This window comes from Sporomusa sp. GT1 (assembly GCF_014634905.1).
GTDB classification, from domain to species: Bacteria; Bacillota; Negativicutes; order Sporomusales; family Sporomusaceae; genus Sporomusa; species Sporomusa sphaeroides.
In genome coordinates this window covers 97988-109486 of sequence record NZ_BMBX01000013.1, presented here as the reverse complement: position 1 = coordinate 109486, position 11499 = coordinate 97988, and the positions used below count along the sequence as shown (strand labels likewise).

Genomic DNA, 11499 nt, shown 5'->3' with positions numbered 1-11499 from the left:
TCCACAGTATCCCTTACAGTGTAGCACATTGCCCTTGAAGAGGGGCGTTAATAACTACTACTTTATAATACGAGGAGTTGGCAAGAGTTAATTGAGTGGGATGAAGAGCAATAAGTCAATCTTCCATATAACTCAAGCCTGACCCTGACCTGCTCGTAATTCTTATTTGTGGGGAGAAAAGAAATGCTAGAAAAAAAGACAGAAACAAGTTCGTTGTGGATCGCCTTTTCTATGGCGACAGTGTGGTTTTCCACACATTGCGGCGGCGGCTTTGCCACCGGTAATCAAGAGGTTAACTTTTATGTGAAATATGGCTGGCTAAGTGCGGTACTGCCGTTTATTGCCATGTTCTTTGTCGGCTGGCTTTGCAGAAATGCCATGGTTCTCGCTAAGGATCATCAGGTCCATGATTACAAAAGTTTTTCAACCATACTGTATCACCCCTACGAGAAGTTCTTTTCACTCATCTTCGAGTTGTGCGTTATTGCCACGATGTTCATTGCCATCAGTAGCTCCATTGCCGGTGCGGGAGCCTTGCTCCTGAATACCCTGGGCATTCCTTACTTCGTGGGTATTTCCGTCTTAGGAGCTGTCTTACTGGGTCTAACCATTTTCGGAGCCGAGCTGATTATCCGTGTACTACGCTACAAGGCATATTTCCTTATCGTTACCCTGATTTTGCTGGCGTATCTGGGACTGGAAGCCGGTGCTGCCAAATGGCAAAACTTTATCGCAACCAAGGAAACCTTTGGCACTGATCCTTGGGAGGCAGTGCTGAAAGCTGCACTGTATGTCGGCTTTCAGAGTATTAACATCGTAGCACTTATTTCTGTTTCTCATAAAGTTACCACTACCAAGGAATGCAACTATTTCGGTCTCTTTGGCTTCCTGCTGAACGGCGGCTTCCTAGCTATCATGTGCATTATGCTGCTTGGTTTTGCACCGGAAGTACTAAAGGAAACCTTGCCGGTATATTACGCAACAAATCAACTGGGGATACCCTGGTTGAAGATCATATATAGCGTGATTCTCTTTGTAGCTCTAATTGGCACAGCTCTATCTTTTACATACACCTCAGTAGCTCGCTTCGAGAAGGTTTTGGAGAGGACAGGCATGTTCGAAAGCATTCGTGTACGCCGTATGATTGTTTCTATTCTGACTATTGTACTGTGTACCGGAGCTTCGGTATTCGGCCTAACCGCGCTTGTGGTCAAAGGCTACGGCACAGTGGGGTACATAGGCCTGATATTCATTGTGCTGCCGCTGTTGACGGTTGGCACATATAAGATTAATAAGAACGCCGCTTTGCGCAAGGCGCAGGGAATTGTGGAATAGAACAAGCAAAAGCAGCCAAATGGCTGCTTTTTTGCTATATCAAAGAACACAACAGGACGGTTTGTTAAGGGTTCAATCGTGCTACAATCCGGCTATTGCATATGGTCCAGAGCATGGGTAGCAAAGGAGTGGCAAGGTATGGGAAGAAATCGTTTGGTCAATAGGTAAGCGGTTACGCAGTTTGATGATGATATTTTTAATGATTTTGATACTGATGTGCTCTTGTTTATTACGTCTGGGAACCAGCCAATCGTCAAGTTGAAAGGGTGACAAAAAACGTTTATTGAATAAATTTCTGAAAAGATATATAATGCAAAATGCGGCCCAAGCGGCCAAGACAAGTTGCAATTTGCATTAGGAGTGGATTTTATTGGATCAACGGTTGTCCTTGTCGTCCTATCTGTTTATTGGTTCTATGCTATTTGGTTTGTTTTTCGGTGCCGGTAATTTAATTTTTCCGGTGCATATGGGACAAGAAGCCGGCAGCAATGTTGCAGCGGCCACCATCGGCTTTCTTATTACCGGGATAGGGCTGCCATTTTTGGGAATTGTAGCTATGGGCGTATCTAAAAGCAATGGTTTGTTTGAACTGGCCAGCCGTATTCATCCCACCTACGGATATCTGATGACTATTGCCTTGTATCTGACTATCGGGCCTTTTTTTGCTTTACCCAGAACAGGGACGGTTTCCTACGAAATTGGATTGGTGCCGTTTATTCCAGCCGAGTATCACGGAGTGGGGCTGGCTTGCTTTACCTTGGCATTTTTTATGGTCGCATTGTTTTTTTCATTGCGCCCGAGTGAAATTCTAACCTGGGTGGGAAAAGTTCTCAACCCGCTATTTTTGCTATTTTTGGCTTTTTTAGTTGTTGTCAGCTTCTGGCAGCCTATGGGGAGTATTTCGGCTGCCGACGTTCATGGTCAGTATGCCACCGATCCTTTTTTTAAAGGCTTTACGGAAGGCTATAACACAATGGACGCTTTGGCTTCGCTTGCTTTTGGTATTATTGTTGTTCAGACACTGAAAGGGTTAGGGGTTCAATCGCCCCGCGGCATCGCGATGGGTACGCTGAAAGCAGGTACTGTGAGTGTTGTTCTGATGGGTTTGATTTATGGCTGCCTGGCGTATATTGGTGCAACTAGTGTGGGCCAATTTGAGGTCTCAAAAAATGGCGGTATTGCGCTGGCGCAAATTGCCAATTATTATTTTGGCTCGCTGGGAAGTATTTTGTTGGCAATTATTGTTACGCTGGCCTGTTTAAAAACTGCCATTGGTTTAATTACAGCTTGTGCGGAAACCTTTCAGGAATTGTTTCCGGGATCACTTAGTTACCGATCTTATGTGCTGGTGTTTACTGCTTTATCCTGTCTGATTGCCAATGTAGGACTAACCCGGATAATCTCTCTGTCTATTCCGGCATTGATGTTTTTGTATCCGTTAGCTATTACCTTGATTTTGTTGGCACTCTTATCGCCGCTGTTCAAAAACCGGCAGACTGTTTATGTACTGGCAACGTTAGGCGCACTATTTATCAGTATTGGTGATGCGCTTAACGCCATGCCGGAATTCATTAAGAACAAGGCGGCAGTGCAAAGTGTTCTTGTCAGTTACCAGCAATTTGTCCCATTTTTTGATATAGGGATGGGCTGGGTTATACCGATGATAATTGGCTTAGGCCTAGGCTGGGGTATTAGCGTTTGCAAAGAATTAACCAAGAACGCTGCAGAGGGTTAACCAGCGTATTTACTATTTATCTGTGCTGAAAGATGTGCTTCTGTGCGTTAAAAGCGCTTAAGGGCACGTCTTTTTTTGCGGGTATAGTGGGACAAGGGGACAGGTCCCTTGTCCCACAAAGGAGAGATGGCATCAACCTGATCGGTGCGCTCATCGTGGCAGAGGAAAACACCACTTTTACCGCCGGACGAATATTACCATCAGTGCCGTAAAATAGAGCAAAGGGACTAGTACGCTATATTGTTTGAGCTGTGAAACATAAGAAGAAATCCCCTACCAAGTGGTAAGGGACTTTGATAAGCAGGATGTACCAGGGATTTAGGCTACCGATACAGTTTCGGTGTGAGGCCTGTGGCAGGATAAGGGCAACAGCGGCTTCTTTATTGCTAAGTCTAAAAAGCATATTAAGTTTTGCAGTAGTTTTTAGCTATCAGCTTTTATATTACCGGTTTGCGTTCTAAGTGCCACTTCTTTTGCAGGAATAGCTAAAACAGATATTGTTGCAAATAAGGCAAAAGCTGCCAGCACATACATTCCGGCCGATGTTGAGCCGGTCATATCTTTTAGATAGCCTACAGCATACGGCCCGAAGAAGCCGCCAAGATTGCCAACAGAATTAATAATACCGATACCTACTGCCGCCGTTCCCTCGCTTAGAAAGGAACTGGGTAAGGTCCAGTAAGTACCAACGAAACTATATATGCCTGCAGTACTAATGCAAATGAACAACATTGACAGCCACAAATCTTTTGTCATAGTTAACGCGATTAAGCTGAAAAAACTAAAAAGAATAGGAATGCCGATGTGATAGCGCCGTTCTAATGTTTTGTCTGAATGTCTGGCAACAAGTATCATGGCAATGACACCAACTATATACGGCAAGGTCGAAATAAGGCCAATTTGAAAATTGGTAAGTGTTTGCGATAAAGCACGCAGGATTTGGGGCACCCACATTCCCAGACCATATAGTGCCATGATGTAGCAAAGATAAGGAATACACATGTACCAGACGCGCGGTTGAGAAAACACAGCCCATTTTGAAACCTGCAGCTTTTTATTTTTTGCTTCATGCTCCTGATGAAGTTCTGCTATCAGCCAAGCTTTTTCTTCCGGTGTTAAAAATTTAGCTTGTTCAGGTCTGTCCGTTAAGACGAAGAAAGTGGTTATTCCCAAAATAACTGCCGGTATACCCTCGATAATAAACATCCAGCGCCAGCCTGACATACCAAACCAGGTAACATTGTCCATGATCCAGGTGGAAAGTGGCCCGGTCAGGATGTTGGAAATGGCCATACCGCACATGAATAACGATATTGTCCGTCCTAAATGTTTAGCCGGAAACCATAGCGTCAAATACAAGATCATACAAGGATAAAAACCCGCTTCCGCCACACCAAGTAAAAAGCGCCAAATGGCTAAATGCGTTACCGTCTCGGAAAAACCGGTACCTATCGTTACGATTCCCCAGGTGACCAGTATCCGGGTAATCCAGACCCGGGCACCCACTTTATGCATGATCACGTTGCTGGGTACCTCGAAAAAGAAATAGGATATAAAGAAAATCCCGGCAATAATCCCAAAAGCACTTGCACTTATACCAAGTTCTTTGTTCATCTGCAGTGCTCCAAAACTGATGCACAGCCGGTCCATCATAGATACCACATACAGCAGCATAATATAAGGTACTATTCTCCAGCGCAGTTTAGTCATCAGCTTGTTCTGCATTTCTTCGGTAAACACGGTGTTAGTCATAATTGCCTCCTTTATAATTTAAACTTATTCCAAGGCTATAGCAGGTTGCCTTTAGAATCAAAATTCATTTCCAATGGGTGCCCTAATATCTCCAAGCCAGCTTTCTGTTCCGCTTCGGTTAACAATGTTTCTGAAATCTCCATCTCGCTGATTTCCAAAGTGTTTTTTATTCTAATTACCTTATGCTGCCCCGGTTCAACACAAACGCAGGTCTGTATTGCTGCCGCAATCGCTTCCCTGTCACTTTCCAGCGTCATTGGTATTTTGACCGTTGCCAACACAATTTTCGATGTAAAGGCATTCATATAGCCTTTTTTGTAGTCAATTTTTGAAACCAGCTTACGGGTGGTTATGTCTGCCATACCGACACCTAACGCATTGCCTTCCGTTTCCGGCGTAAGGTCCAGCGCCACAAGCCGCTGATAGGCAAGACCCCCTTTTATATCAACAGCATAACGTCCGGTAATATTGGGATCCATGCCGTCACCACTGATGTTTTTGCCCAATTGATCAACAATTAACACATCAAAATTAGTAAAGGGGATCTTAGGCATTAGCTCAAATGCTTTTTGTAAAAGTGCAGGCTCTCTTTTTTCAATTAGCTGTTGAGGTATGGCTTCAAGCATAGCCACCTGTTCCTGCGCGTTTTCAACAATAGCCAGCCCAAATAAAACCGGCAATTTGCGGCAAACCTGCTGATAGGCCTCACGCAGTAACGGGCCAAAACCATTTACACTAAACCTGGAATGCAATGCACTGGCACCACGCTGCTTACCGGCGCCAATGGTAAGCATTTTTATGACACCGCTTTCATGGTGATAACGAAATGCTGTGTGGGGTTTAACTCTGGCAATAGGAATGATCCCATCGGCACCAGCGGCATTGCGATCGAAATAAACCGGTAAGCCGGAACCTGTTCGTCCAAGTTCGACCGTATCCATAGAAGATATAATCGGGGCACCGGCTTTCTCCTCCGTAATACCCAAACTCTGCAATACTTCGATCTGTCCTTCGGCTGTTGCTCCTCCGTGACTTCCCATGGCCGGAACAATAAAAGGCTCTGCGCCATGCCTTTTCAATTGGCTAATGGTAATTGCCACTATATCATCAATCTTCGCAATTCCACGACTACCCACCAACACAGCAATGCGGGCGCCCGGTTTAATGAGTTGAGCAATCTCTTTTCCAGTTAGTTGCTCACTTACAGCAGCATGCAAATTAGTAATAGGTTCAGCTGAGAATGTTTGTCGTACTTTAACCATTCTCGGTAAAGATATATCTGTTAAATATTTTTCTAACATGAATCCGCCTCCGGTTCTTTTTTTACCTCCCCAATTTAGTTACTGTTCTGATAAAGAATCGCGATTCTTGAACAAGTATTTCTGGGCTAAGAATACTGCAATGTATACAATGCCTAATTGTCTGACTTGCTAATAATAGCACTCTATTCGAAATATTTCCGTTATTTGCCTGACACCTTAGTGCTTATCAGATACCAATATAATGTCAAGTAAGTGACATTTCTTAGAAAGAAATGTCCAGCGGCACAACCTTGGCGCAAAGAAGAGGAACCCATAAATTTTTTTTCCATAAAAATATGCTCCTTTTTGCAGTAGACAGTTTATCCTGGCTACTGCAAAAAGGAGCATAATAGTTTGTACCCTTTTTACTGTTTTTAAAGCGGCTTATTACAGTTCAACCTGCAGCACATATTTATATTTCCCCTACGGATTTTGCTCTCAGTTTATCCGGATAAATTGCCTGTATCTGCCTGCCTTTCATTTCTATAAATCCCAGTTTTTTAAAGGAATTTATAATGCGGCTTGCCGACTGCCGTGTAGTACTGATAATGGCTGCAAGTTCTTCCTGCGTTAATTTGATTGATACCTTTACTTTACCATTCTTTTTACTGCTGGATTTCTCTGCCAGATTGAGGAGGGTAATGGCCAGTCTCCCCGGTGCCTGTTTGCAAACATAGTTGAGCATAGTTGTATTTGCCTGCTGGAGGCGGTATGCCGTTAAACTCAAAAACTTACGAAGGATATTTGGATATTTATCCAAAATAATATACAAATTTTTAAGTTCAATAGCATAGACCTCGACTTCTGCTAACGCCTGAGCAAAGCATTGCCACGGGCTCCGGCAAAATGCTTCGGAAATACCGATAAATTCACCCTTGCTTCTAAGCCCTACGGAAACCCGCTTGCCTTCGTCTGTCAGGCTATAAATATTGACCCATCCTTTGTCAATATAATATATTTCATTGCAAACCGCCCCGGCGTAAAAAATGATCTGGTTTTTTGGGAATTTCCGTAAATGACCATTCTTCAATATCAGGGTTAACTCCTCTGCAGTCCAAGATAACTCCATATCCTCACCTCTTTCCCCGCGTTCATTGTCACTCAATAACCGGAAAAATCTCCTTTTATTTATTCGCTGGCCCGGCGGTAAACAATGTATCATAAAGTCAAAAATGACCTGCCCTGAGGCGTAGCCCTAGTTATCCGTAAAAGCTATTAGCTACTATATTAAAAGAGTTAAATATCCATAGTAAAACTCCTTCAGAATATTTTTTATATTAATACTAATTTTTTAACCTTCAGGGACAGTAGGACAAAAAGGGGACGTTCCTTTTTTGTCACACATATGATAATATATAAACAAATACAGTAGCAGTAGGACAAAAAGGGGACGTTCCTTTTTTGTCACACATATGATAATATATAAACAAATACAGTAGGACTCTTTTAACGGAAAGGGAGAAGTGAGTGAGCAGACAAGCAAGAAAAATAAGCGTTACAGGCTTTTATCACATTGTTTTTCGTGGCATAAACCGATTGCATTTATTTGAAGAAGATAATGATTTTATATATTTTCTTAACAACTTGCAGCACTTAAAGTACGAAATGCGATTTGAAATACATGCCTATTGCTTGATGAGCAATCATGTCCATATGTTAATAAAGGAAAGAGAACCGGGCGATATTTCTTTAATTATGAAACGACTTTTGACAAAATATGCAATGTACTTTAATCGGAAATATGATCGAAGCGGAGCATTAATAAGTAGCCGGTATAAAAGTGTGCCAGTAGAGATCGATGAATACTTTATTCCATTGTTATGTTACATACATCAAAACCCAATAAGAGCCGGGATTGTTTCGATAGCGGAAGAATATCGGTTTAGTAGCTATAGAGAATATTTGTATGGAGGAAATCTAACAGATACTGAATTTTCCTTGGGCCTATTGGGCAGAGATGAGTGGTTTAAACTACATCAGATCATTACGGAACATGATTTTGATGTAACCGGCAGGACAAATATAAGCGAAGAAGAAATTCGACGGAGAATAATGCAGTATACAGGCGGGCGGGAAATTCACGAAATAGTAAGCTGGCCTAAAATAGAACGAGACTACGTAATTCGTCAGTTAAAAGAACAAGAAGGTTTATCTATTCGTCAAATTGAGCGGGCAACAGGAATATCACGAGGCGTAATAGCAAAAGTTGTCAAATAAGGAACGTCCCCTAGTGTCAATAGCAAAAGTTGTCAAATAAGGAACGTCCCTAGTGTCACTAGTGTCACTCTAGTGTCACTAGTGTCCTAGTGTCAAGGAATGATGGGTAGGTTTACTGAGGAGAAACTATGACACGCAAACAGCTAATTTCTTTGTGTTTAAAACTCAATAACGTTTATGAAGATTATCCTTTTAATAAAAGGCAGTCTAATTTATTGTGGACTACGATAAGACATAAAGCAAATAAAAAAATTTTTGCTCTAATTTTTGAGCGTGATGATAAATTGTATATTAATTTGAAATGTGAGCCTCAATACGTAGACGAGATAAGAGAACTAAAGGCAGATGTTTTTCCTGGCTTTCACATGAACAAACGGCATTGGAATACCGTAATGGTTAATGGTGATGTGTCTGAGAAAGAGTTAACTAAAATGATTGAGCATAGTTATAGATTGACACTTTGAAAGGAATGAAATTTTCTATGAAAGTAGTAGGTTTAGTAGCTTCGCCCAGAAAATTGGGGAATTCCGAGATATTAACAAAAGAAATGCTGGCTTCATTACCAGATGAAGTGGAAAAAGTCATGATACGGCTGACTGATCTTGATATTAGGCAGTGCAATGCCTGTTACGCCTGTTTGCCGGAAGACAAGCAGTGTGTCATTAATGATGATTTTGCCTTTTTACTGGAACATATCAGGCAGGCGGATGCTGTTATCATTGCCACACCTTGTTACTTTTTAGGCACTCATACCACGCTGAAGCTTATTGGCGACAGGTTGATTTCCCTTTTGCAGCAGGCTAAAGAATTTGCCGGCAAAAAATGCGTTGTCGCCGTATCTTATGGGATTGACGGCTGGGAGGGATATGCCCGCGAGACCGCAGTCAATACCGCCCGGTTCTTTCATTTGGATGTGGTTGGGACAATGCTGGTTCAGGCGGCAAGCCCGGGAGAGGTTGTAAAACCGGAAATACTTGATCAAGCCCGCAGTCTGGCAGCAATGCTCATCAGCGATGGGCAGCAGGCAACCAACTCGCCTGTGCATGCATGTCCGTTATGCGGCAATACGCTGCTTCAGCTTGCGCCCAGCGGGAAGGTAATATGTCGGATGTGCGGGGCAGATGGCCAAATTGAAGTGATCGCAGGGGAAGTTAAGGTGCATTTTGCTACCCCCAGACATCCACGGTTTTCTCCCGCAGGGATGACAGAGCATGGCAAGCTTTTGGAGGCTGTCAAAGACCAATATATAGCTGAACGCCAGGAACTGAACAAATTAAGAAAACCTTATCAGCAGTATAACTGGTGGGTTGAGGCCAAAGCATAGTATCAGAGGGGACGGGGGTTGCCGACAACAATAGCAAAGGCATGCAGTGTCACTAACCCTGTCATTACAGGAATTGGTTATGCCCTATCAGCCCAATAAATCCGGTAATTAGTAGACCTGACAGAATCTGGCGCACCGCTGTTTGAAGGATTATGTTAAGTAAGCGCGAATTATTACTAGCAGAATCCGAATCAAATAATTTCTTTTATTAGAAAGGTGATCTTTTTGTTAAGAAAGTCCATTAGAAGCAAATTTATACACAGTTTTGTTGCCTTTTCGCTGTTTACCACATCCTTCGGCGGTGTTTTCGCTCTCCCCGCCTTCGCTGAGAGTTCTGAAGCTGCGATAGCGGAAGAAACAGTCAAAGATAACTCTACTACAAATAACATACTGGCGGGCATTGCGGTAATTGGTTTGATCAGTGTTCTGAGTAATCGTGGCGATTCCTCTGACAACAGCTCTGCCCCAAAAACATCAACTAAAACTTCTGATTCAACTTCTAACTCCACATCGTCGAATGGTACAATTTCCACTTCTGAAGAAGCCCAAGCCCTTAGTCTCTTGAATCAGGACCGTGCGGCCAATGGCTTGACTGCACTCAAATCCAATGCCCAGTTGACCAAACTGGCCGAAAACTATGCTCAGGATATGATTAAACGCGGCTATTTTTCCCATTATAATCCGGAAGGTCTGTCACCGTTTCAACGAATGAATAACGCAGGTATCACCTACAAAACCGCGGGCGAAAACCTGGCGATTAATACCAGTGTTGTTGCTGCAGAAAAAGCTTTCATGAACAGTTCGGGCCACCGTGCCAATATTCTTAACTCCACTTATACCGATGTAGGTGTTGGTGTAGTACGCAGCCCGGGCGGTTCGGTATATGTCGTACAAGAGTTTATTAGCAAATAACGTAAAAGAACACAAACTTATATTTCCGGATAGATTCTTTCAGAAAAGGTACTCTGCATTTGGCGCAGAGTACCTTTTCCGTTTGTAGTTTAGGTGTTTTTGTATTAGAATGATACTATACGCCATTTTACTGTTAGGAGGCTGTACCTTTGCTATTTGATACTCACATTCACACTCGTTATTCTGTCGACTCTAATATGGCTGTCGAGGCGGCTGTCAGCCAGGCTGCCCAATTAGGGTTGGGGATTATTATCACAGAGCATACGGATTTGGCTTTTCCTGAGCCCGATACCGTTACTTTTGATGTTGGCCGGTATTTTCAGGAGTATGATCCATATCACAGTGACAAGGTGCTTCTGGGAATTGAAATAGGCATGGGGCTGGAATGTGTGGAGGAAAACCGGCGCATTATTGTTAATCATCCTTTTGACTATGTTATTGGTTCCATTCATTCGGTTGATAATATGGACATCTATCTGGAAGCGTATTACCATTCACGCACAAAACGCGATACCTATGAACAGTATTTTGCCTGGATGCTAAAATGTCTCAAAACGCATGATTTTATTGACAGTCTGGGGCATATTGATTACATAGCCCGTTATGCGCGCTATCAAGACCCGGAGATATATTACCACGAATTTGGCGACTGGATTGATGAAATACTAAAAACCCTTGCACAAAACGGCAAAGCACTGGAAATTAATACCCGCCGGCTGACAAGCCCGGCAGCGATGGATATCGTACGGCCGATTTACCAGCGGTTCTGCGAACTGGGCGGGCAGTTTGTCACCATTGGTTCGGATGCTCACAAACAGCAGGATATCGGTGCCAGGCTGGATGCCGGCTATGCCTTGGCAGAGGCGTGCAAGCTCAAGGTAGTTTATTTTAAACAACGCAAACCGGAAACGGGGAGGTAATGA

The 11499-nt window shown here is 43.1% G+C and carries 11 protein-coding genes; 7 read left to right on the top strand and 4 right to left on the bottom strand.

What is annotated here, in order from left to right:
• Positions 1-183: 183 nt before the first annotated feature.
• Positions 184-1335: a hypothetical protein gene (locus tag GT1_RS14890; protein WP_188399398.1), complete on the top strand. Its 1152-nt coding sequence runs from the start codon at positions 184-186 to the stop codon at positions 1333-1335.
• 370 nt (positions 1336-1705) lie between these two features.
• Entirely contained in the window at positions 1706-3070 is a 1365-nt protein-coding gene (gene brnQ, locus GT1_RS14885; protein ID WP_188399397.1) for a branched-chain amino acid transport system II carrier protein, read from the top strand.
• A 423-nt stretch (positions 3071-3493) separates the two neighbouring features.
• Here brnQ and GT1_RS14880 read toward each other — a convergent pair whose 3' ends face one another.
• From GT1_RS14880 to GT1_RS14870, 3 genes are all read right to left on the bottom strand, one after another.
• Positions 3494-4822 carry an MFS transporter gene (locus GT1_RS14880; protein ID WP_075757069.1) on the bottom strand — a complete coding sequence of 443 codons (1329 nt, stop codon included), beginning with the start codon at positions 4820-4822 and terminating at the stop codon, positions 3494-3496.
• Between the two features lie 35 nt (positions 4823-4857).
• On the bottom strand, positions 4858-6123 hold the full coding sequence (locus GT1_RS14875) for a lactate racemase domain-containing protein (RefSeq protein WP_188399396.1): 1266 nt from the start codon (positions 6121-6123) through the stop codon (positions 4858-4860).
• A 412-nt stretch (positions 6124-6535) separates the two neighbouring features.
• On the bottom strand, positions 6536-7192 hold the full coding sequence (locus GT1_RS14870) for a Crp/Fnr family transcriptional regulator (RefSeq protein ID WP_188399395.1): 657 nt from the start codon (positions 7190-7192) through the stop codon (positions 6536-6538).
• A gap of 398 nt (positions 7193-7590) precedes the next feature.
• Between GT1_RS14870 and GT1_RS14865 the strand changes: the two genes are divergently transcribed.
• The 3 genes from GT1_RS14865 (at position 7591) to GT1_RS14855 (ending at position 9664) form a co-directional block, all read left to right on the top strand.
• Positions 7591-8340 carry a transposase gene (locus GT1_RS14865; RefSeq protein ID WP_188399394.1) on the top strand — a complete coding sequence of 250 codons (750 nt, stop codon included), beginning with the start codon at positions 7591-7593 and terminating at the stop codon, positions 8338-8340.
• A gap of 128 nt (positions 8341-8468) precedes the next feature.
• A complete protein-coding gene (locus tag GT1_RS14860; RefSeq protein WP_188399393.1) occupies positions 8469-8804 on the top strand; it encodes an MmcQ/YjbR family DNA-binding protein in 336 nt (111 codons plus the stop codon).
• A gap of 17 nt (positions 8805-8821) precedes the next feature.
• Complete coding sequence (locus GT1_RS14855) at positions 8822-9664, top strand: flavodoxin family protein (protein ID WP_188399392.1); 843 nt, start codon at positions 8822-8824, stop codon at positions 9662-9664.
• Positions 9665-9855: 191 nt separating this feature from the next.
• On the opposite strand, the gene GT1_RS22310 is transcribed toward GT1_RS14855, so the two are convergent.
• The gene (locus GT1_RS22310) at positions 9856-10173 is read right to left on the bottom strand and encodes a hypothetical protein (RefSeq protein ID WP_223226285.1); all 318 of its coding nucleotides are present in this window, start codon (positions 10171-10173) and stop codon (positions 9856-9858) included.
• Between the two features lie 52 nt (positions 10174-10225).
• Here GT1_RS22310 and GT1_RS14850 point away from each other — a divergent pair, with 52 nt between their 5' ends.
• Positions 10226-10576 carry a CAP domain-containing protein gene (locus GT1_RS14850; protein WP_255430448.1) on the top strand — a complete coding sequence of 117 codons (351 nt, stop codon included), beginning with the start codon at positions 10226-10228 and terminating at the stop codon, positions 10574-10576.
• Between the two features lie 149 nt (positions 10577-10725).
• The gene (locus GT1_RS14845) at positions 10726-11496 is read left to right on the top strand and encodes a histidinol phosphate phosphatase (protein ID WP_188399390.1); all 771 of its coding nucleotides are present in this window, start codon (positions 10726-10728) and stop codon (positions 11494-11496) included.
• Positions 11497-11499: the final 3 nt, after the last annotated feature.

Bases quoted from the DNA above. Each gene is read 5' to 3' on its own strand.
- GT1_RS14890 (WP_188399398.1), top strand. From the start codon at position 184: ATGCTAGAAAAAAAGACAGAAACAAGTTCGTTGTGGATCGCCTTTTCT.
- GT1_RS14870 (WP_188399395.1), bottom strand. From the start codon at position 7,192: ATGGAGTTATCTTGGACTGCAGAGGAGTTAACCCTGATATTGAAGAAT.
- GT1_RS14860 (WP_188399393.1), top strand. From the start codon at position 8,469: ATGACACGCAAACAGCTAATTTCTTTGTGTTTAAAACTCAATAACGTT.
- GT1_RS14875 (WP_188399396.1), bottom strand. From the start codon at position 6,123: ATGTTAGAAAAATATTTAACAGATATATCTTTACCGAGAATGGTTAAA.
- GT1_RS14880 (WP_075757069.1), bottom strand. From the start codon at position 4,822: ATGACTAACACCGTGTTTACCGAAGAAATGCAGAACAAGCTGATGACT.
- GT1_RS14855 (WP_188399392.1), top strand. From the start codon at position 8,822: ATGAAAGTAGTAGGTTTAGTAGCTTCGCCCAGAAAATTGGGGAATTCC.